The following is a 19,133-nucleotide window of genomic DNA, read 5'->3' as shown; positions in this document are numbered from 1 at the left end:
ATGGCAGTAGGATCCAAGGAACTTGCATCCGCACAGCTGGACGGTTTCGACAACGAGCGTCTCGTTGAAGAACTCCGCAAGGCCAAGGAAGAGCTGTTCAACCTGCGTTTCCAGTCCGCCACCGGTCAGCTGGAGAACCACGGTCGTCTGCGCGCGGTAAAGAAGGACATCGCCCGCATCTACACCGTTCTCCGTGAGCGCGAGCTGGGCATTCGTGCCGAGGTTGCCGCACCGGTTGTGGAAGCCAAGGAAGAAAAGAAGTCCAAGAAGGCTGCAACCAAGAAGGCCGAAAAGGCCGAGACGGTTGACACCGAGGAGGACGCCAAGTGAGTGAAAAGGACGAGAACGTGACGGAAACTGTTTCCGGCGCAGCCAAGGCTGACGAGCGCGGTTACCGTAAGACGAAGCGCGGCTACGTCGTCTCGGACAAGATGGAAAAGACCATCGTTGTCCAGGTCGAAGACCGCGTGAAGCACGCCCTCTACGGCAAGGTCATCCGCCGCAACGCCCGCATCAAGGCTCACGACGAAGAGAACAGCGCCGGCATCGGCGACCTCGTGCTCCTCGCCGAGACCCGCCCGCTGTCCGCTACCAAGCGGTGGCGTCTGGTCGAGATCCTCGAAAAGGCCAAGTAGCACCTGCACTTCCGCCTCGGCGGCTGCAGTCGAGAAACCCCCGTTCCCTTTGGGAGCGGGGGTTTCTCCGTTTCCGGGTTGGCCGGGGCCGGGGGAGTTGGGAGTAGCCGGGCGGGGGCGGCCGAGCGTCACGCCGTGCCGGGCTTCAGCACGCCTACGACGCCGGCGGGCCGGGTTTCCGGGGAGGGCGGCGGCAGGCGGGCCGAAAGATTGTCCTGCGTGACGCCGTCGGGCGCTGCCGGCCTGTGAGGTGCCTGCCCTGTGCCTGCCTGTAAGGTGCCGGGCTGTGAGGTGCCTGGACCGCGGTGGCCTGTGTTCACCTGGACCGCGGTGGCCTGTGTTCACCTGGACCGGGCGCCCTGTGTTACCCAGGTCTGCCCGGTGCCGTCCGGACGGTGCCACGCGGGCACGTGCTGTGCCGGGACACCTTAGCTGTGATATGGGGATACGCCCAAAGCGTGCTAAGATTTTGAGTTTGTATGGCGCCTTTTGCGCGCCGTCATCAACCTCGTAAACAATCGTGCCACGGCATAGTGCCCCCTTGCGCCCCGATTCGTCGGAATCCGCTTGGGAAGCAAATGTTTTTGGCACGGGAGTTTAGGCCTGGTCTGGCAAAATCCAGGCAGGTCAAGAGACACCCCGATCAACCGTTCCGCAAGGCTCATTCCGTAGGAAGATTTTCGGTCTGAGAACCAGCGCGACGCAAGGAGTAAATAGTGATTCAGCAGGAGTCGCGACTCAAGGTCGCCGACAACACGGGTGCTAAGGAAATCCTTACCATTCGCGTTCTCGGTGGATCTGGCCGTCGCTACGCAGGCATTGGCGACGTAATCGTCGCTACCGTCAAGGACGCAATTCCGGGCGGCAACGTAAAGAAGGGCGACGTCGTCAAGGCTGTCATCGTCCGTACCAAGAAGGAACGCCGCCGTGCGGATGGTTCCTACATCAAGTTTGACGAGAACGCAGCCGTCATCCTGAAGAACGACGGTGACCCCCGCGGTACCCGTATCTTCGGACCGGTTGGTCGTGAACTTCGCGACAAGAAGTTCATGAAGATCGTTTCTCTGGCTCCGGAGGTGCTCTAGTCCATGGCTAAGATCAAAAAGGGTGACCTCGTTCAGGTCATCACTGGCGCCAAGGCTGAGCGCGGCGGCGACAAGGGCAAGCAGGGCAAGGTTCTGCGCGTATTCCCGGAGACCAACCGCGTGTTGGTTGAAGGCATTAACCGCGTAACCAAGCACACCAAGGTCGGTCAGTCGCAGCGCGGCACCAAGACCGGTGGCATCGAGGTCGTCGAGGCTTCGATCCACATCTCCAACGTGGCTCTGGTTGACCCGTCCACCAAGAAGCCCACCCGCGTCGGTTTCCGCACCGAGACCGTTGAGCGCGATGGCGTGAAGCGTGAAGTGCGCGTCCGCGTGGCCAAGAGCTCAGGGAAGGACATCTAATGACTGAGACTCTCGAGACTCCGGCAAGCAAGATCGTTCCTCGTCTGAAGACCAAGTACGCCGATTCCATCAAGAACACGCTGACTGAGGAATTCAAGTACCAGAACGTCAACCAGGTTCCCCGCCTGGTCAAGGTCGTTGTGAACATGGGTGTTGGAGATGCCGCCAAGGACTCCAAGCTGATCGACGGCGCTGTCCGCGATCTGACCCTGATCACCGGCCAGAAGCCGCAGGTAACCAAGGCCCGCAAGTCGATCGCACAGTTCAAGCTGCGCGAAGGCATGCCGATCGGTGCACACGCGACTCTGCGTGGGGACCGCATGTGGGAATTCCTGGACCGTCTGGTCACGCTGGCTCTGCCGCGTATCCGTGACTTCCGTGGCCTCAGCGGCAAGCAGTTCGATGGCAACGGCAACTACACCTTCGGTCTGACCGAGCAGGTTATGTTCCACGAGATCGACCAGGATTCCATCGACCGCGTTCGCGGCATGGACATCACCGTCGTGACCACTGCCAAGACCGACGACGAAGGCCGCGCGCTGCTCAAGGCGCTTGGCTTCCCGTTCAAGACCGAAGACTAATCTAGCTACGTAAAAGGTCCGTCCGCGCTGATTCCGAAGTATTTTTCGGCGAGTCCAGCACGGCGGAAACCGTTATGAGGAAGGGCAAGAGCCCACATGACAATGACAGATCCCGTCGCAGACATGCTTACGCGTCTGCGCAACGCTAACTCGGCATACCACGACTCCGTGACCATGCCGTACAGCAAGCTCAAGGCACGCGTTGCCGACATCCTGAAGGCCGAAGGTTACATCGCCTCCTGGAAAGAAGAAGACGCTGAGGTTGGCAAGAAGCTGACCCTCGAGCTCAAGTTCGGTCCGAACCGCGAGCGTTCAATCGCTGGCGTTCGTCGTATTTCCAAGCCGGGACTGCGCGTTTACGCAAAGTCCACCAACCTGCCGCACGTGCTCGGTGGCCTGGGTGTCGCAATCCTGTCCACCTCTTCCGGCCTCTTGACTGACAAGCAGGCCGGCAAGAAGGGCGTGGGCGGCGAAGTCCTCGCTTACGTCTGGTAACGGGAAAGGAAGAGAATAATGTCACGTATTGGACGTCTCCCCATCACCGTTCCTGCCGGCGTTGAGGTCAAGGTTGACGGCTCTGTCGTCAGCGTCAAGGGTTCCAAAGGCGAGCTGAGCCACACTGTGCCCAGCCCGATCGAGGTTTCCCTGGAAGAAGGCACCCTGACTGTCGCCCGCCCGAACGACGAGCGCGCCTCACGTTCGCTGCACGGCCTGACCCGCACCCTGATCGCCAACATGATCCAGGGTGTCACCGCAGGCTACGAGAAGAAGCTTGAGATTGTCGGTACTGGTTACCGCGTCCAGGCCAAGGGTTCTGACCTGGAGTTCGCTCTGGGCTACAGCCACCCGGTCAACGTCTCGGCACCGAACGGCATCACCTTTGCAGTTGAGACCCCGACCAAGCTCTCTGTTTCAGGTATCTCCAAGCAGCAGGTCGGCGAGGTTGCTGCCAACATTCGCAAGCTGCGGAAGCCGGACCCCTACAAGGGCAAGGGCATCCGTTACGCAGGCGAAGTCATCCGCCGCAAGGTCGGAAAGGCTGGTAAGTAACCATGGCGATCGCAATTAACAAGAAGCGTACGAACAAGAGCAAGTCTGCCCAGCGCAGCCGCCGCCAGCTTCGTATCCGCAAGCGCATCTCCGGTACGGCTGTACGCCCGCGTCTGGTCGTCAACCGCTCCGCACGTCACATCTTCGTCCAGGTTGTCGATGACACCAAGGGCCTGACCGTGGCAAGTGCCTCCACGTTGGAAGCTGACCTTCGTGCGTTCGACGGTGACAAGACCGCCAAGGCCAAGCGCGTTGGCGAACTGGTCGCCGAGCGTGCCAAGGCTGCCGGTATCGAAGCTGTTGTCTTCGACCGCGGTGGTAACAAGTACCACGGCCGGATCGCCGCCGTCGCTGACGGCGCACGTGAAGGTGGGCTGGCACTGTGACCGAAAATAACGAAAAGGACATTCAGGTGACTGAAGCTGTAGCTGCTCCGGCAACTGAGACCGCTGCGCCTGCTACCACTGACGACCGCCGTGGTGGCGCCCGTCGTGGCGAGCGTGGCGACCGCGGCCAGGGCCGTGGCGACCGTGGCGGCCGTGGTGGCCGTGACGGCGGCCGCGAAGCCGAGAAGAGCCAGTTCGTAGAGCGCGTCGTAACCATCAACCGCGTTTCCAAGGTCGTCAAGGGTGGTCGTCGCTTCAGCTTCACCGCCCTCGTCGTCGTCGGTGACGGCAACGGTATGGTCGGCGTCGGCTACGGCAAGGCCAAGGAAGTTCCCGCCGCCATCGCGAAGGGCGTTGAAGAGGCCAAGAAGTCCTTCTTCCGCGTTCCCCGCATCGGCAGCACCATCCCGCACCGCGTTCAGGGTGAAGCCGCCGCAGGCGTCGTCATGCTGCGTCCGGCTTCCGCCGGTACCGGTGTTATCGCCGGCGGTCCGGTCCGTGCAGTACTGGAGTGCGTGGGCATCCACGACATCCTCTCCAAGTCGCTCGGATCTTCCAACGCCATCAACATCGTTCACGCGACCGTTGATGCGCTGAAGCGCCTCGAAGAGCCGGCAGCAGTGGCAGCACGCCGCGGCCTCCCGCTCGACGAGATCGCTCCGCCGGCAATGGTGAAGGCGCTCCTGAACCAGAAGGCAGGTGTCTGAGTTATGGCTAAGAACGTGCTTGTTTCCGACGCTCAGTTGGAGATCACTCAGATCAAGTCCGCCATTGGCGGCAAGCAGAACCAGCGCGACACCCTTCGGTCCCTCGGCCTGAAGCGGATTGGACACACCGTTGTCCGCACCGCCGACGCCGTGACCGTTGGAATGCTCAACACGGTTCCGCACCTGGTAAAGGTAGAGGAGGCGAAGTAAATGGCCGAGAAGAACACCGCCGAAAAGGCACAGGGCGCCGCTGAGAAGCAGAACGCACTGAAGGTTCACCACCTGCGTCCCGCCCCGGGTGCCAAGACCGCCAAGACCCGTGTTGGTCGTGGTGAAGGCTCCAAGGGTAAGACCGCCGGTCGCGGTACCAAGGGTACGAAGGCCCGCTACCAGATCAAGGCTGGCTTTGCCGGCGGCCAGCTGCCGCTGCACATGCGCCTGCCGAAGCTGCGCGGCTTCAAGAACCCGTTCCGGGTTGAGTACCAGGTTGTAAACCTGGACAAGCTCAACGAGCTGTTCCCGGAAGGTGGCGCAGTCACCGTCGAGAACCTGGTCGAAAAGGGTGCCGTTCGCAAGAACCAGCCCGTTAAGGTGCTGGGCACCGGCGACATCACCGTCAAGGTTGACGTCACCGTCCACGCATTCTCGGCCAGCGCCGCAGAAAAGATTGCCGCAGCAGGCGGAAGCACCACCGCCCTCTAACCGAGGCGGCGGGGCATCTGCCCGTTGTTCAAACTCCCGGCACCAGGGGCTCCGGCCCCCGGTGCCGGGAGTTTTTTCATTTTCCGGGCCCCGCCGATTGTTCGCCGGACGCATCCACCCGTTAGACTCGGTTGTTGGGTTTATTTGACCTGTCTCACACAACTTTACTTATTACTCAGGAGGACGCTTGCTTAGCGCATTTGGCCGGGCCTTTCGCACGCCTGATCTGCGACGCAAGTTGTTGTTCACGCTGGGAATCATCACAATCTTCCGCTTGGGTGCCTTCATCCCCTCGCCTGGTGTGAGCTACCAGAATGTCCAGCAATGCTTGCAGAACGGTCAGACCTCGGGCGGGATCTACCAGCTCGTCAACCTGTTCAGCGGCGGTGCATTGCTGCAGGTCTCCATCTTCGCCCTCGGCATCATGCCCTACATCACGGCGAGCATCATCGTCCAGCTGCTCCGGGTGGTCATTCCCCGCTTCCAGCAGCTGTACGAGGAGGGCGCATCGGGCCAGTCGAAACTGACCCAGTACACCCGTTACCTCACAATCGCCCTCGGCCTGCTCAACGCCACAACGCTGGTGTCGCTGGCGCGGTCCGGCCAGCTGCTGCCGAACTGCCAGCTGCCCATCATCCCGGACAGCTCCATCGTCACCACGGTCCTGATCATCATCACGCTGACGGCCGGTACCGGCCTGATCATGTGGATGGGCGAGCTCGTCACGGAGAAGGGCGTCGGCAACGGCATGTCCCTGCTCATCTTCACGTCCATCGCAGCAGGCTTCCCCGGCTCGCTCGGCGCGATCTGGAAGGCCCAGGGCCCGGGTACGTTCTTCCTGGTCCTGGTCATCGGCCTGCTCACCGTGGCCCTCGTGGTGTTCGTGGAGCAGTCCCAGCGCCGGATCCCGGTGCAGTACGCCAAGCGCATGATCGGCCGCCGCACCGTCGGCGGCACCAGCACTTACATCCCCATCAAGGTGAACATGGCCGGCGTCGTGCCCGTCATCTTTGCCTCGTCCATGCTGTACCTGCCGGGGCTGATCGCTCAGTTCAACCAGCCCAAGGCCGGCGAGCCGATGCAGCCCTGGGTTGAGTGGATCAACAACAACCTGACCAAGGGCGACCACCCGATCTATATGTTGCTGTATTTCGCCATGATTGTGTTTTTCACCTACTTCTATGTTGCGATTACATTCAACCCTGAAGAGGTCTCGGACAACATGAAGAAGTACGGTGGCTTCATTCCGGGTATCCGCGCCGGCAAGCCGACGGCGGATTATCTTCAGTACGTCCTATCCCGGATCACCCTGCCCGGAGCCTTCTACCTCGGCTTCGTGGCACTGATCCCGCTGGTTGCACTGGTCCTGATCAACGCGAACCAGAACTTCCCGTTCGGCGGCACCTCGATCCTGATCATGGTGGGCGTCGGTCTGGAGACCGTGAAGCAGATTGATGCGCAACTACAGCAACGTCACTACGAAGGGCTTTTGCGATGACGAGAATGTTGATTATCGGACCTCCCGGCTCCGGCAAGGGAACGCAGGCGGAACGCATTTCCGAACGCCTCGGCGTCGTTGCGATCTCCACGGGAGACATCTTCCGCGCCAACGTCAAGGGTGAGACGCCGCTGGGTGTCGAGGCCAAGAAGTACATGGACGCCGGCGATTTCGTTCCGGACAGCGTCACCAACAAGATGGTGCGCGACCGCCTCAGCGAGGACGACGTCGAACCCGGCTTCCTGCTGGACGGTTACCCGCGCACCACCGCGCAGGTGGACTACCTTGACGCGATCCTGGCCGACGCCGACCAGAAGCTCGACGTCGTCCTGCAGCTCACCGCGGACGATGAAGAACTGGTCAAGCGGCTCCTGGGCCGCGCCAAGGAGACAGGCCGCAGCGACGACAACGAAGGCGTTATCCGTCACCGGCTGGACCTCTACCACGAGCAGACCGAACCGGTCGTGGCGAAGTATGCCGAGCGCGGCATCCTGACCCAGGTGGACGGCATCGGCGGCATCGATGAAGTCACCGAGCGCGTCATGGAAGCGATCAAGTCGGCCCAGACCGCCTGATCCATCCTGAGGCACTTCAGCTGAAGCGGCAGAGCTGCCGCATTGCGGCTGACGCAGTATAGAGGGGCGCGTTCCGTACCATCGGGTACGGAACGCGCCCTTCGCTGTTTGGCATCGGCCGGTCCGGGCCCAGAGGAACTGGCAGGCGCAGTGCCCGTCCCGGGCTGCCCGCACCACTGCCCGTCCCGGGCAGTGGTGCGGGTACGGGAGAATAGAGCGTGAAGACTTGGGTTGATGACCCGACGTGGAGGCCCGGGGCGACGCGCCCGGACCGCGAGATGAAGCACTGAGGTAGAGATGGCATTCGGCCAGCCCCGCATTGAATACAAGACCAACGCCCAGATGCGCACCATGCACGAGGCCGGGCTTGTCCTGAGCCGGGCGCTGGATGCCGCCGTTGCCGCGGCCGCCCCGGGCGTCACCACGGCCCGGCTGGACGAGGTGTTCGCCGCCGTGCTACAGGACGCCGGCGCCAAGTCCAACTTCCTCGGATACCACGGCTTCCCGGCCACCATCTGCACGTCCGTGAACGAGGAAGTGGTCCACGGGATCCCCGGCAGCCGGGTCCTGCAGGACGGCGACATCATCTCAATCGACGGCGGCGCGATCGTGGACGGCTGGCACTCCGATTCTGCGCGGACCGTGATTGTCGGCACCCCCGATCCCGAGGACGTGCGCCTGTCCGAGGTCACTGAGGAAGCCATGTGGCGGGGCATCGCGGCCCTGGCCACCGGCAAGTTCGTGGGCGATATCGGCAACGCCGTGGACGACTACGTCTCCTCCGTGCCGGGCAAGCCGCTGGGCATCCTGGAAGACTATGTGGGCCACGGGATCGGATCCGAGATGCACATGGCCCCGGACGTGCTGAACTACCGCACCAGCCACCGCGGGCCCAAGATCCGCCCCGGGCTGTGCCTGGCCATCGAGCCCATGCTGGTCCGCGGCAGCATCGACACCGCCATACTTGAGGACGATTGGACCGTGGTCACCACGGACGGCAAGCGCTCCTGCCAGTGGGAACACTCCGTCGCCGTGCATGAGAAGGGGATCTGGGTCCTCTCGGCGCCCGACGGCGGCGCGGCGAAACTGGCGCCGCTCGGCGTCGTGCCCGTCCCGATTCCCTAACCCCCTTAACCCAACTAGCTCGCAGCAGGGGCCGTTTTGAGCGCTCAAAACGGCCCCTGCTGCGAGCTAGTTGGGGAGGTGGGCGTGTCGCCGGCGAGGTTAGCTCTTCAGCTTGGGTTTCACGTCCTTGGTGTAGATCCCCTCGAGGGTCGTCTTCAGCCCGGCCATGGTGGCTTTGACGTCGCCCTGCTGGGTCAGGATTGCCGCGGCGGCCTTGGCCATCTCCTGGTCCGCGCCGGGCAGGAACACGCGCGCGTTGTCCTGGACGCGGGTCACGGCGAGCTGGTCCATGGCGGTCTTGATCTGCGGGGTCTTGGCCAGCACGGCGCCCATGTCGGCGGACATGCGGGTGGGCATGTAACCGGTGGCCGCCGAGAACGCCGCAGTGTTTTCCGGCTCCGTCATGAACTTCAGGAACGTGGCGGCCGCGAGCTGGATTTCCTTGCTGACACCGCTGGGAATGCCGAGCCCGGCCCCGCCCGTGGGGCAGACGCCGCTCTCCGTCTTCGGTCCGCCCGGAAGGTAGCCGACGCCCACGTTGAACTTGGCGGACTTCAGGACACCCAGCAGCGATCCGGTGGAGGAAATGGTGGTCGAGGTGATGCCCGCGGCGAAGTCGTCCGCGGCTTCCTTGGAGGACACCCCGGCCCACTTGTCCTTGTAGATTGAGTCCTGGGCCCACTGCAGGGCCGCGACAGACTCGGCGGAATCGCAGGTGACGGTCCACTCGTTCGACCAGCTGCCGCCCCAGCCCCACAGGTTGTTCTGCAGGGTCCAGCCCGCGTAGCCGGCCAGCGCCGGGTAGATGTAGGCGTACTGCGCCCCGGAACTGGCCTTGAGCTTCGGGGCCCATTCGCCGAATTCCTGCCAGGTCTTGGGGGCTCGGTCCGGCAGCCCCGCCGCCTTGAAGTGGTCCTTGTTGTAGTAGAACAGCGGGGTGGAGCGGCCATAGGGGAGGGCCCACTGCTTGCCGGCGTACTGGTAGTCCGCGACGAGCGACTTCTGGAAATCGTCCACCTTGATATCCAGCTGCTTGACCAGGCTGTCGAGGGGAATGATGTTGCCGTTGGTGAAGTAGCGGAACCACCAGACGTCGGAGAGGACCACCAGCCCGGGAAGGGCCGACTTCGCCGCCTGGGAGGTCTGGAACTTCTGCGCGATTTCCTCGTAGTTTGCCCCGGCGGTGATCAGGTTGACCTTGATTTCCGGGAACTTGGCATGGAACTTCTCGATGATGGCCTTCTCCACATCCTGGGACTTGCCCGGGTGGTTGGACCAAAAATCGATCGACGCAGCGGGCTTGACCCCGCTGAAATCGATGTCGGCAGCGCCGGTGGCGGCCGTGGTCCCTGTGGTGGATGGGCCTCCGCAGGCACTCAGTGCGGCGGCGCCGGCGCCGGCGCCCGCCAGTCCCAGGAAGTGCCTGCGGTCAAGATTCAATGCCATGGTGGATCCTCTCGATGATGCTGACTGGTTGATTGGTGATAACTGTGTTCGGCAGGAAGCGTTGGCAGGCGGCGTCACCCGGTGACGCTGCCTTGGGTGAGACCGGCCACGATGTAGCGCTGCAGGGCTGCGAAGACGAGCAGGATGGGCACGATCACCAGGACGGCGCCGGCCATCAGGATGCCCCAGCCGGAACCGTTGCCCTCGGAGTTCTGGAGCAGCGTCAGGCCCACCGGCAGCGTCATGGTCTCGGGGCGGTCGGTGATGATGAGCGGCCAGATGTAGTCGTTCCATTCGCTCACGACGACGACGAGCGCGACCGTCGCGATCGAGGGGCCGGAGACCGGGACCACGATCCGCCAGAGCCGGCGCCAGTGGCCGGCGCCGTCGATCTCTGCCGATTCCAGGATGGAGGCGGGAAGCGTCATGAAGTGCTGACGCAGCAGGAAGGTGCCGAAGGCGGTGCCGAGCCCCGGCAGGATGATGCCCCACAGGGTGTTCTTGCCGCCCATCCCCGCGATCAGGATGTAGTTGGGCAGGATGGACACCTGCGGCGGAACCATCAGGGCCACGAGGATCAGCACGAAGATGGCGTTCTTGAACGGGAAGCGGACGAACACGAGCGCGTAGGCCGTCAGGATCGCCAGGAGGACCTTGATGGTGGCCCCCACTCCGGTGACGATCAGGCTGTTGGCGAAGAACTGGGCGAACGGGACGGTCGTCATGGCGGTGTTGTAGTTTTCGAAGTCCAGGCTCTCCGGCAGGATCTTCAAATCCATGGTGATGATTTCGCCGGGCTGCTTGAAGGAACTGAGCACCATCCACAGCAGCGGCAGGAACACCACCAGCGTCGCGGCGATGAGCGGAAGATAGCCGCCGGCGATCGTCCGTGCCAGGTTGGCCCGGGAGAACGGCTTGTCGCGCTGCTGCGGAGCCCCGGGACCGGCGTCCGCAGCGGAGACGGAGGCGGCGTCAGCGGCAGAATCGGGGCTAACAGGCGAGAGTGTGCTCACGAGTAGTGCACCTTCCGTTCGACGAACCGCAACTGCAGCACGGTGATGATGAGCAGGATGGCGAAGAGAATCACCGAGACCGCGGCCGAGTAGCCCGCGCGGTTGAACGCCCCGAAGGCCTGAAGGTACGCCTCATAAATCAACGTGCTGGTGCCGTTGCCCAGCGGGGTCATGATCCGGATCAGGTCAAAGGCCTGCAGGGAGCTCAGCATGGTGGTGATGAGCAGGAAGAACGTGGTGGGGGAGAGCAGCGGCAGGGACATGCTCAGAAAGCGCCGGAAGCTGTTGGCCCCGTCCAGGGCGGCCGCCTCCATGACATCCTGCGGCAGCGACTGGAGGCCGGCCAGGTACACCACGGCGCAGTACCCGAGGTTTTTCCAGACGTAGACGATGATGACCATGACCAGGGACAACTGCGGATCGTTGATCCACTGCGGACTCTGCTGGCCGATGCCGCGCAACAGCCAGGCGAGCACTCCATAGCCGGGATCGAAAATGAACAGCCAGACGAGGCCGACGCCGACGCCGCTGAGCACATAAGGGGCGAAGACGGCCGAGCGTGCGAAGGTGGTGCCGCGGATCCGGGAGTTGAGGGCGATGGCCACCAGCAAGCCCAGGATCATGGAACCGCCGACCGTGATCAGGGTGAACACCGCGGTGGTGCCCAGAACTTCGGTGGCGTCCGGACTCGTGAAGAAGGTGACGTAGTTATCGAAGCCCACCACCGTGGCCGAAGCTGAGCCCAGCGTCCAGTCAAGGGTGGAGTAGTAGATGTTGTTGAAGAGCGGGAGGTAGGTGAACACTCCAATCAGGAGAAGGTTGGGGAGGGCCAGGGCCAGGAAGACAAAGAAGTCCCGGCGGGTTCGGGCGGACCAGCGGGCACGCGGCGCCGGGGCCGGTTTGGCCTCGACGGCGGCACGGGGCCGGTCGGTCAATTGTCGCGTCATTCAGGTCTCTAACGGTTCCAGGCCTGCCAGTGGCAGGCGGGTGGGCGGGGATACCTTGCTATCACTTCACCACATGGCTGGTGGGCAGATCCCCGCACAAGACCCCAGTAGAGCTTTGTTGTCCAAGGCTTCGTCGCCCGTTAACGCTGTGTTGCATGCAGTATTACATAACGCTTGTTTGGGCTAAAGACATTCGGGCGCGATTCGTCAAGTCGATGGAGGGAACGGTGCGGGCCGCGGCGCTGCCCGGGGAGCACAATAGAGCCATGGGAGCAACAGGAGCGATCACCGACGTCGCCGGAATCCGGGTAGGCCATGTCCAGAAGACCGACGACGGCTGGCTGACCGGGGTGACGGTGGTCCTCCCGCCGCCGGGCACCGTGGGCTCAGTGGACGTCCGCGGCGGCGGCCCCGGAACGCACGAGACGGACGCGCTGGATCCCACGACGCTGTCCTCGACCGTGGACGCCGTGGTCCTGACCGGGGGGAGCGCCTTTGGCCTCGCGGCCGCTCACGGTGCCCAGCGCTGGTGCGAGGAAAACGGCCGGGGCTTTGCGGTTCCCGGCGGCCTCGTTCCGATCGTGCCTGCTGCGGCGATCTTTGACCTGGGCCGCGGCGGGGACTTCTTGGCACGCCCCGGCGAGGCCATGGGCTACGCGGCCACGGCCGCCGCCGCGGCCCAGCCGGACGGGCACGACGTCGACCGCGGCAATGTAGGAGCCGGCACGGGAGCCGCAATCGGCCGCGGAACCTACAAAGGGGGAGTAGGCACCGCCTCCATCACCCTAGACAATGGGGTCGTTGTAGCGGCCCTGGCGGTAGTCAATGCGCTGGGGTTACCGTTTGGCACATCGCCGCAGAAGGCTTCGGCCGCTGCGGCGAAAGCCGGCAACGGCGGCACGGATCCGAAGCTGACGGAGGCGCCGCCCCTCAACACAACGCTCGTCGTCGTCGCCACCGACGCCGTCCTGGACAAGGCCGAGTGCAAAAGGACGGCGTCGGCGGCCCACGCCGGACTGGCCCGGGCCTTGAATCCGAGCCACACGCTTGCCGACGGCGACACGGTGTTCGCCCTGGCGACGGGCGCCGTCGCGCTGGACCGCAGTACCCCGGCGGCGCGCCAGCTGGGGCTCATCACGCTGCAAAGCGCGGCAGCCGACGTCGTCCGGCTGGCCATCCTTGACGGGATCGCGCGGGCCGAGGCGGTGACGACGGCGGCGGGGACGCTAGGTGCGTACGGACGCTGAGTGCGCTACGATGGCTGGATTTAACTCCGGATTTAACAATCGGGCCGCAATGGCGTAGTGTTGACTGTTGGTTGTCTGCCCCGTTGTGCCCTTTTAGGGTCTGGTGGCACCAGCCAATCAATCAAAAACGTCCGCGGTCATGACCGGTGCAATCCGGGAGGCTGCGGCAACAACAGTTAGCGGAGGGTATGGCCAAGAAGGACGGGGTCATTGAGATCGAGGGCGTTGTGACCGAGGCGCTGCCTAACGCGATGTTTCGCGTTGAGCTCACCAACAAGCACATCGTTCTGGCACACATCTCTGGAAAGATGCGCCAGCACTACATCAGGATCCTCCCCGAGGACCGCGTAGTGGTGGAGCTGAGCCCTTACGACCTGACACGTGGTCGTATCGTCTACCGCTACAAGTAAACACTGGGCGGCCAGGGCAATAGCCGAGGGCCGTTTCAGCTGACCAACTGCAACACGCAAAGGAACGCCATGAAGGTCAAGCCGAGCGTCAAGCAGATCTGCGAAAAGTGCAAAGTGATCCGCCGTAATGGCCGGGTCATGGTGATCTGCGAGAACCCGCGCCACAAGCAGCGCCAGGGCTAATTTCCCTTTCGGGAAACCCTGGGTTGCTAACCCACGCAAGTAAATAGAAAAGGCAGCACAAGCTGAACTGGGACGTAATGGGCCCGGACAGCTAACCCCCGGTCGGAGGCTGGGGCCGCACTTGACGTGCGGGTGTACTGCCTACGACCTCCGGTTTATACAAGGAGCACTGCCACTATGGCTCGTCTCGCTGGCGTAGACATTCCCCGCGAAAAGCGGTTGGAAATTGCGCTTACTTACATCTATGGCGTGGGCAAGACCCGTGCACACGAAACCCTGGCTGCCACCGGCATCAGCGCTGACGTTCGGGTCAAGGACCTGACCGACGCGCAGCTGGTCGAGCTTCGTGACTACATTGAAGGCAACTACAAGGTTGAGGGTGACCTTCGCCGCGAGGTAGCCGCCGACATCCGCCGCAAGGTTGAGATCGGCAGCTACGAAGGCCTGCGTCACCGCAAGGGCCTGCCCGTACGCGGACAGCGTACGAAGACCAACGCCCGTACCCGCAAGGGCCCGAAGCGTACCGTCGCCGGCAAGAAGAAGGCCCGCTAAACCCCATTTGCCCCCTGAGAATCGTTGAGGCGATTTCAAGGAACCAGGCAAGTGGGCCAAGCGTAGGCTTTCCCCCAATAACTTTCTGTAGGAGAAAAAATGCCCCCGAAGACTCGTGGCGCGGTTCGCAAGCCGCGTAAGAAGGACAAGAAGAATATCGCGCTGGGCCAGGCGCACATCAAGAGCACCTTTAACAACACCATCGTGTCCATCACGGACCCGAACGGTGCAGTCATCTCCTGGGCCTCGTCCGGTGAAGTTGGCTTCAAGGGCTCGCGTAAGTCCACCCCGTTCGCTGCCCAGATGGCCGCCGAAGCCGCCGCAAAGCGTGCACAGGAGCACGGCATGCGCAAGGTTGACGTGTTCGTCAAGGGACCGGGTTCCGGACGCGAGACCGCCATCCGCTCGCTGCAGGCCGCTGGCCTCGAGGTTGGCTCCATCCAGGACGTCACCCCCAGCGCCCACAACGGCTGCCGTCCGCCGAAGCGCCGCCGCGTCTAAGGCTTTCCAGCGCCCAGGAGCTTGCCCGGACCCTCACCGGTCCGGGCAGGCCCGGCCGCGTTAAGTCTTCAGACCGATCTTTCCACCACCTGTGTTGCGTCATATAGCGGATGCTCGCCGAAAGGAAACCTAAGTGCTCATTGCACAGCGCCCCACCCTCTCCGAAGAGGTCGTCTCCGAAAACCGCTCCCGGTTCATCATCGAACCGCTGGAGCCGGGCTTCGGTTACACCCTCGGAAACTCCCTCCGCCGTACCCTGCTCTCCTCGATCCCCGGTGCCTCTGTCACGAGCATCCGGATCGATGGCGTGCTGCACGAGTTCACCACGGTTCCGGGTGTCAAGGAAGATGTCACTGAGATCATCCTGAACATCAAGAACCTGTCGGTTTCCTCCGAGCACGACGAGCCGGTTGTTGCTTACCTGCGCAAGCAGGGCCCGGGAGTCGTCACCGCCGCGGACATCGCTCCGCCGGCCGGAGTCGAATTCCACAACCCGGATCTGCACATTGCCACGCTGAACTCGAAGGGCAAGTTCGAACTCGAACTGACCATCGAGCGCGGTCGCGGCTACGTTTCGGCAGCTCAGAACAAGTCCGGCGACTCCGAGATCGGCCGCATCCCGGTCGACTCGATCTACTCGCCGGTCCTGAAGGTTACTTTCCGCGTGGAAGCTACCCGTGTTGAGCAGCGCACTGACTTCGACAAGCTCATTGTCGACGTCGAGACCAAGCAGGCCATCGCCCCGCGCGATGCCGTTGCTTCGGCAGGTACCACCCTGGTGGAACTGTTCGGTCTGGCCCGCGAGCTGAACACCGCAGCTGAAGGTATCGAGATCGGCCCGTCGCCGACGGACGCTGCCCTGGCAGCCGACATGGCTCTGCCGATCGAGGATCTGGACCTGACGGTCCGTTCCTACAACTGCCTCAAGCGTGAGGGCATCCACACCGTGGGTGAACTCGTTGCCCGCTCCGAGGCTGACCTCATGGACATCCGCAACTTCGGCGCGAAGTCCATCGATGAGGTCAAGGCCAAGCTGGTCGAACTGGGACTGTCCCTCAAGGACTCCCCTCCCGGTTTCGATCTCGCAGCACGTGCCGCAGCCATCGAAGAGGACGACGCCGCGTTCAGCGACGACGAGCTCTAACCAACAGATCTTGGCCGGCCGGCTGGATGCACCCTGGCGTGCGCAGCCCAACGGCTTCCATATGAGGAGAAACTATTATGCCTACCCCCGCTAAGGGTCCGCGCCTCGGAGGCGGAGCGGCTCACGAGCGTCTTATGCTCGCGAACCTGTCCGCCGCACTGTTCGAGCACAAGCGGATCACCACCACGGTGACCAAGGCCAAGCGCCTGAAGCCGTACGCCGAGCGCCTGGTGACCTTCGCCAAGCGTGGCGACCTGGCTTCCCGCCGCCGTGTACTCGGCCTGATCAGCAACAAGGGCGTCGTCCACGAGCTGTTCACCGACATCGCACAGGCAGTGGAGAACCGCGACGGCGGCTACACCCGCATCACCAAGATCGGCAACCGCAAGGGCGACAACGCTCCCATGGCTGTCATCGAACTGGTCCTCGAGCCGGTTTCCGCCAAGCAGGCCGTCGTAGCCGAGGCTACCTCCGCTGCCAAGCGCGACGCTGACAAGAAGGATGCCGAGAAGGCCGAAGCGGCTCCGGTTGCTGAGACCGAATCTGCTGAGACCGAAGTTGCTGAGACCGAAGAGGCTCCGGCCGCCGAGGCCGCAGAGACTGAAGCCGCCGCGACCGAAGAGGCTCCGGCCGCTGAGGAAGCAGACGCTAAGTCCGAGAAGGACGCGAAGTAATTCGCTAAAACCTTCTTATAGACTTAAGTCTATGAACGAGCTCAAACCCGCTGCCCCCGTCTTGGGGGGCGGCGGGTTTTTGCGTGTCCGGTTGGATGTGGCGTACGACGGCGGCCCCTTTAGCGGGTGGGCGGTCCAGCCGGGACTGCGCACCGTCCAGGGCGTCCTGGAGCAGGCTCTTGAGCTGCTGATCCGCCGTCCGGTGCGGGTCACCGTGGCCGGCCGGACCGACGCCGGCGTGCACGCCCGGGGGCAGGTGGTCCACCTGGACCTGACCGAAGTCGAGTGGCAGGGGCTGAACCGCGGCACCGAACTCGATCCCGCCGTCGCCCTGCTTCGCCGTATCCGCGGTGCCCTCAGCCGCGGGCTGGGGGACCTGAGCGGGGCGATCGAGGTCCACCGCGTGGCCGTGGCGCCCGCAGGGTTCGATGCCCGGTTTTCTGCCCTCTGGCGCCGCTATTCGTACCGGATCGCGGACGGCCCCGCCCTGTGGGACCCGCTGGGGCGCTCGTCGACCCTTTGGCACAAGACCCCGCTCGACGTCGGGCTCCTGAACGAGGGCGCCGCGCAGCTGCTTGGACTGCAGGATTTCCGCTCCTACTGCAAGCCCCGCGAGGGTGCCACGACCATCCGGGAACTGCAGCGCTTCGAGTTCGCGCGGGGCACCGACGGGGTCATCGTCGCAACCGTGCAGGCCGACGCGTTCTGCCACAACATGGTCCGGTCCCTCGTGGGCTCGGCGCTGTACGTGGGGGAGGGCGTAGAGGCCCCGGGCTGGCTCTACGAGCGGCTGCTCGCCCGGCAGCGTGACGCCCGCTCCGTGCTGGCTGCCCCGCATCCGCTGGTGCTTGAGGAAGTGGCCTACCCGTCCGAGAGCGGCATGCTGGCCCGGGCCGAACTGACCCGGGCACTGCGCGCCTAGGGAGCCGGAACGCGGCTACCCGAACGCCGGATGCGAGTAAGTCGTTGCTGCGCCGTCCGCGGGGAGCGCCAGCGTGAAGGTGCTTCCGGAGCCGAGGCGCGTGCTGCAGGATATGGAGCCGCCGTGGCGTTCGGCGATCGCCTTCGTGATCGACAACCCGAGCCCGGCCCCGGGGATGGAACCGTCCCGCACAGTCGGGCTTCGGAAGAACCGGGTGAAGACTTGTTCGGCGTCGGCCGCTGTCATCCCCAATCCGTCATCTTCCACATGCAGCAGCACACGGTCTCCCTCGGTGCCGGCGGAAACGCGGACGCTGCCGCCGTCGGGGGAGTACTTGATGGCGTTGGAAATGAGGTTATCCAAGGCCTGGCTGATCCGCAGCGGGTCCACGTGCGCCCACAGGGGCGCCGGTACGTTCATCGAGAGCACCACCCGGGAGGCCGCGGCGTGGGCCTGCGCCGAGCCCAGGCTCGCCTCCACGAGGGCCGCCAGATCGGTCCGCCGGGGATGGACATGGACAGCCGAGTTGGCAGACATCAGCAGATCCGAGACAAGGGCGAGGAGCCGTTCGGCGTTTCGTTGTGCAACCTCGATACGTCTTACGGCCGGGGCAGTCAGCTGTTCCGAGTCGCTGAGGGCAAGATCCAGATTTCCGATGATCGATGTCAAGGGGGTCCGGAACTCGTGGGAGACGGTGGAGACAACGTCGTCCTTGGCAGCAAGGGCATCGTTCAGATCGGAAACCTCGTCATTGAGCAGGCGTTCGCGTTCGCGGCCGACGTGGAGCTGGGCTGTCAGGTACGCAGTCAACCGTTGCCGCTCAAAGAGCAACGCAATGGACACCGCCAAGGTGATGAACGGCAGGAGGATGGCGGCCGCGTATCCGTCTACGCTGGGGCCGTCGTGGAGCAACCACGGCAGGCCGGTCAGCAACGGACCGAAGAAACTGATCGAGAGCATTGCCGGACCGGGCAGACGCGAGGCTGCGATCCAGAGGACCGGAAAGACGGCCAGGATGCCGGGGTCCGGCAGGTCTTCGACGCCGCCGCTGCGGATGAGGCCGATCGCGGCCAGGTCGAGCACGGGGATTGAGAGCGGAGCGTACGGCCCGAACCGCTGCCAGGGCAGCATAAGGCAGGCCATGAGGAGTGCCAGAAGGAGCGCCAGGGCGGCCCGGCACAGGGCGCTCTCGAAGAAGCCGGGCCAGCCTACAGGCGCGGCAAGCACCGCAGCCGTCATCGCCAGCGAGAGCGGCAGCTGGCAAAGGGTCAGCTGCACACACCGCGGGAATCCCGCAAAGTAACCTGCCGGGTTCCGGACCAGTTGCTGTCTACTCAATGAAGCCGCACCCCTTCCGCGCTGCTCCAATTCAACAGCATTCGTCACG

General features: G+C 63.8%; 26 protein-coding genes. 22 read left to right on the top strand and 4 right to left on the bottom strand.

All coding sequences use genetic code 11. From position 1 onward, the window contains the following. The 14 genes from rpmC (at position 1) to map (ending at position 8,707) form a co-directional block, all read left to right on the top strand. Positions 1-330, top strand: a complete 330-nt coding sequence (gene rpmC, locus LDO15_RS23480) for a 50S ribosomal protein L29 (RefSeq protein ID WP_056425235.1) — start codon at positions 1-3, stop codon at positions 328-330. Continuing rightward, a complete protein-coding gene (gene rpsQ, locus LDO15_RS16645; protein WP_223980215.1) occupies positions 327-635 on the top strand; it encodes a 30S ribosomal protein S17 in 309 nt (102 codons plus the stop codon). Before rpmC ends, rpsQ begins: the two co-directional genes overlap by 4 nt. Before the next feature lie 716 nt (positions 636-1,351). Continuing rightward, positions 1,352-1,720, top strand: a complete 369-nt coding sequence (gene rplN / locus LDO15_RS16640) for a 50S ribosomal protein L14 (protein ID WP_003803789.1) — start codon at positions 1,352-1,354, stop codon at positions 1,718-1,720. 3 nt (positions 1,721-1,723) lie between these two features. Next, a complete protein-coding gene (gene rplX, locus LDO15_RS16635; protein ID WP_024366125.1) occupies positions 1,724-2,083 on the top strand; it encodes a 50S ribosomal protein L24 in 360 nt (119 codons plus the stop codon). Beyond that, complete coding sequence (gene rplE / locus LDO15_RS16630; protein WP_018773672.1) at positions 2,083-2,664, top strand: 50S ribosomal protein L5; 582 nt, start codon at positions 2,083-2,085, stop codon at positions 2,662-2,664. Before rplX ends, rplE begins: the two co-directional genes overlap by 1 nt. Before the next feature lie 96 nt (positions 2,665-2,760). Beyond that, positions 2,761-3,159 (top strand): 30S ribosomal protein S8, encoded by a 399-nt coding sequence (gene rpsH, locus LDO15_RS16625; RefSeq protein WP_018773673.1) that lies wholly within the window; start codon positions 2,761-2,763, stop codon positions 3,157-3,159. An 18-nt stretch (positions 3,160-3,177) separates the two neighbouring features. Continuing rightward, positions 3,178-3,714, top strand: a complete 537-nt coding sequence (gene rplF, locus LDO15_RS16620) for a 50S ribosomal protein L6 (protein WP_120951143.1) — start codon at positions 3,178-3,180, stop codon at positions 3,712-3,714. 2 nt (positions 3,715-3,716) lie between these two features. Beyond that, on the top strand, positions 3,717-4,100 hold the full coding sequence (gene rplR, locus LDO15_RS16615) for a 50S ribosomal protein L18 (protein WP_223980214.1): 384 nt from the start codon (positions 3,717-3,719) through the stop codon (positions 4,098-4,100). A 26-nt stretch (positions 4,101-4,126) separates the two neighbouring features. Then, a complete protein-coding gene (gene rpsE, locus LDO15_RS16610; RefSeq protein ID WP_173403037.1) occupies positions 4,127-4,807 on the top strand; it encodes a 30S ribosomal protein S5 in 681 nt (226 codons plus the stop codon). 3 nt (positions 4,808-4,810) lie between these two features. Further along, positions 4,811-5,017: a 50S ribosomal protein L30 gene (rpmD, locus tag LDO15_RS16605; RefSeq protein WP_160664304.1), complete on the top strand. Its 207-nt coding sequence runs from the start codon at positions 4,811-4,813 to the stop codon at positions 5,015-5,017. After that, a complete protein-coding gene (rplO, locus tag LDO15_RS16600; protein ID WP_091563112.1) occupies positions 5,018-5,509 on the top strand; it encodes a 50S ribosomal protein L15 in 492 nt (163 codons plus the stop codon). It begins immediately after the preceding gene. Positions 5,510-5,696: 187 nt separating this feature from the next. Then, entirely contained in the window at positions 5,697-7,007 is a 1,311-nt protein-coding gene (secY, locus tag LDO15_RS16595) for a preprotein translocase subunit SecY (RefSeq protein ID WP_223980213.1), read from the top strand. Between the two features lie 5 nt (positions 7,008-7,012). Beyond that, on the top strand, positions 7,013-7,582 hold the full coding sequence (locus tag LDO15_RS16590) for an adenylate kinase (protein WP_223980212.1): 570 nt from the start codon (positions 7,013-7,015) through the stop codon (positions 7,580-7,582). A gap of 297 nt (positions 7,583-7,879) precedes the next feature. Continuing rightward, the gene (map, locus tag LDO15_RS16585) at positions 7,880-8,707 is read left to right on the top strand and encodes a type I methionyl aminopeptidase (protein ID WP_223980211.1); all 828 of its coding nucleotides are present in this window, start codon (positions 7,880-7,882) and stop codon (positions 8,705-8,707) included. Positions 8,708-8,806: 99 nt separating this feature from the next. On the opposite strand, the gene LDO15_RS16580 is transcribed toward map, so the two are convergent. The 3 genes from LDO15_RS16580 to LDO15_RS16570 form a co-directional block, all read right to left on the bottom strand. Beyond that, positions 8,807-10,153, bottom strand: a complete 1,347-nt coding sequence (locus LDO15_RS16580; RefSeq protein WP_223980209.1) for an ABC transporter substrate-binding protein — start codon at positions 10,151-10,153, stop codon at positions 8,807-8,809. Between the two features lie 74 nt (positions 10,154-10,227). Then, on the bottom strand, positions 10,228-11,049 hold the full coding sequence (locus LDO15_RS16575) for a carbohydrate ABC transporter permease (RefSeq protein ID WP_223987501.1): 822 nt from the start codon (positions 11,047-11,049) through the stop codon (positions 10,228-10,230). A 113-nt stretch (positions 11,050-11,162) separates the two neighbouring features. Next, a complete protein-coding gene (locus LDO15_RS16570) occupies positions 11,163-12,113 on the bottom strand; it encodes a sugar ABC transporter permease (RefSeq protein ID WP_223980207.1) in 951 nt (316 codons plus the stop codon). 266 nt (positions 12,114-12,379) lie between these two features. Between LDO15_RS16570 and LDO15_RS16565 the strand changes: the two genes are divergently transcribed. From LDO15_RS16565 to LDO15_RS16530, 8 genes are all read left to right on the top strand, one after another. Beyond that, positions 12,380-13,360, top strand: a complete 981-nt coding sequence (locus LDO15_RS16565) for a P1 family peptidase (protein WP_223980205.1) — start codon at positions 12,380-12,382, stop codon at positions 13,358-13,360. A 188-nt stretch (positions 13,361-13,548) separates the two neighbouring features. Beyond that, positions 13,549-13,770, top strand: coding sequence for a translation initiation factor IF-1 (gene infA, locus LDO15_RS16560; RefSeq protein WP_009358723.1), 222 nt, complete (start codon positions 13,549-13,551; stop codon positions 13,768-13,770). A 69-nt stretch (positions 13,771-13,839) separates the two neighbouring features. Beyond that, on the top strand, positions 13,840-13,953 hold the full coding sequence (rpmJ, locus tag LDO15_RS16555; protein WP_009358722.1) for a 50S ribosomal protein L36: 114 nt from the start codon (positions 13,840-13,842) through the stop codon (positions 13,951-13,953). 177 nt (positions 13,954-14,130) lie between these two features. Beyond that, a complete protein-coding gene (gene rpsM / locus LDO15_RS16550) occupies positions 14,131-14,505 on the top strand; it encodes a 30S ribosomal protein S13 (RefSeq protein ID WP_003803743.1) in 375 nt (124 codons plus the stop codon). Between the two features lie 99 nt (positions 14,506-14,604). Further along, positions 14,605-15,006 (top strand): 30S ribosomal protein S11, encoded by a 402-nt coding sequence (gene rpsK, locus LDO15_RS16545; protein ID WP_018773682.1) that lies wholly within the window; start codon positions 14,605-14,607, stop codon positions 15,004-15,006. Positions 15,007-15,139: 133 nt separating this feature from the next. Continuing rightward, the gene (locus LDO15_RS16540; RefSeq protein WP_018773683.1) at positions 15,140-16,150 is read left to right on the top strand and encodes a DNA-directed RNA polymerase subunit alpha; all 1,011 of its coding nucleotides are present in this window, start codon (positions 15,140-15,142) and stop codon (positions 16,148-16,150) included. A 77-nt stretch (positions 16,151-16,227) separates the two neighbouring features. Then, positions 16,228-16,824, top strand: a complete 597-nt coding sequence (rplQ, locus tag LDO15_RS16535) for a 50S ribosomal protein L17 (RefSeq protein WP_223980204.1) — start codon at positions 16,228-16,230, stop codon at positions 16,822-16,824. Positions 16,825-16,855: 31 nt separating this feature from the next. Next, positions 16,856-17,746 (top strand): tRNA pseudouridine synthase A, encoded by an 891-nt coding sequence (locus tag LDO15_RS16530; RefSeq protein ID WP_223980198.1) that lies wholly within the window; start codon positions 16,856-16,858, stop codon positions 17,744-17,746. A 15-nt stretch (positions 17,747-17,761) separates the two neighbouring features. Here the strand turns inward: LDO15_RS16530 and LDO15_RS16525 are convergent, their stop codons facing one another. Further along, positions 17,762-19,084, bottom strand: a complete 1,323-nt coding sequence (locus LDO15_RS16525) for a HAMP domain-containing sensor histidine kinase (protein ID WP_223980196.1) — start codon at positions 19,082-19,084, stop codon at positions 17,762-17,764. Positions 19,085-19,133 lie beyond the last annotated feature (49 nt).

It is taken from the genome of Arthrobacter sp. NicSoilB8, from assembly GCF_019977355.1.
Lineage (GTDB): Bacteria > Actinomycetota > Actinomycetes > Actinomycetales > Micrococcaceae > Arthrobacter.
Note: the sequence above shows the minus strand (reverse complement) of the source record. Positions and strands in the feature narration are given on the sequence as shown.

Excerpts from the sequence above, each read along its gene's own strand:
- map (WP_223980211.1), top strand. The coding sequence starts at position 7,880 with ATGGCATTCGGCCAGCCCCGCATTGAATACAAGACCAACGCCCAGATG.
- rplQ (WP_223980204.1), top strand. The coding sequence starts at position 16,228 with ATGCCTACCCCCGCTAAGGGTCCGCGCCTCGGAGGCGGAGCGGCTCAC.
- rplE (WP_018773672.1), top strand. The coding sequence starts at position 2,083 with ATGACTGAGACTCTCGAGACTCCGGCAAGCAAGATCGTTCCTCGTCTG.
- LDO15_RS16565 (WP_223980205.1), top strand. The coding sequence starts at position 12,380 with ATGGGAGCAACAGGAGCGATCACCGACGTCGCCGGAATCCGGGTAGGC.
- rpmC (WP_056425235.1), top strand. The coding sequence starts at position 1 with ATGGCAGTAGGATCCAAGGAACTTGCATCCGCACAGCTGGACGGTTTC.
- rplF (WP_120951143.1), top strand. The coding sequence starts at position 3,178 with ATGTCACGTATTGGACGTCTCCCCATCACCGTTCCTGCCGGCGTTGAG.
- LDO15_RS16530 (WP_223980198.1), top strand. The coding sequence starts at position 16,856 with ATGAACGAGCTCAAACCCGCTGCCCCCGTCTTGGGGGGCGGCGGGTTT.
- LDO15_RS16570 (WP_223980207.1), bottom strand. The coding sequence starts at position 12,113 with ATGACGCGACAATTGACCGACCGGCCCCGTGCCGCCGTCGAGGCCAAA.
- LDO15_RS16590 (WP_223980212.1), top strand. The coding sequence starts at position 7,013 with ATGTTGATTATCGGACCTCCCGGCTCCGGCAAGGGAACGCAGGCGGAA.
- rplO (WP_091563112.1), top strand. The coding sequence starts at position 5,018 with ATGGCCGAGAAGAACACCGCCGAAAAGGCACAGGGCGCCGCTGAGAAG.
- rpsM (WP_003803743.1), top strand. The coding sequence starts at position 14,131 with ATGGCTCGTCTCGCTGGCGTAGACATTCCCCGCGAAAAGCGGTTGGAA.
- infA (WP_009358723.1), top strand. The coding sequence starts at position 13,549 with ATGGCCAAGAAGGACGGGGTCATTGAGATCGAGGGCGTTGTGACCGAG.
- rpmJ (WP_009358722.1), top strand. The coding sequence starts at position 13,840 with ATGAAGGTCAAGCCGAGCGTCAAGCAGATCTGCGAAAAGTGCAAAGTG.
- LDO15_RS16580 (WP_223980209.1), bottom strand. The coding sequence starts at position 10,153 with ATGGCATTGAATCTTGACCGCAGGCACTTCCTGGGACTGGCGGGCGCC.
- rpmD (WP_160664304.1), top strand. The coding sequence starts at position 4,811 with ATGGCTAAGAACGTGCTTGTTTCCGACGCTCAGTTGGAGATCACTCAG.
- rpsH (WP_018773673.1), top strand. The coding sequence starts at position 2,761 with ATGACAATGACAGATCCCGTCGCAGACATGCTTACGCGTCTGCGCAAC.
- rplX (WP_024366125.1), top strand. The coding sequence starts at position 1,724 with ATGGCTAAGATCAAAAAGGGTGACCTCGTTCAGGTCATCACTGGCGCC.
- rplR (WP_223980214.1), top strand. The coding sequence starts at position 3,717 with ATGGCGATCGCAATTAACAAGAAGCGTACGAACAAGAGCAAGTCTGCC.
- rpsK (WP_018773682.1), top strand. The coding sequence starts at position 14,605 with ATGCCCCCGAAGACTCGTGGCGCGGTTCGCAAGCCGCGTAAGAAGGAC.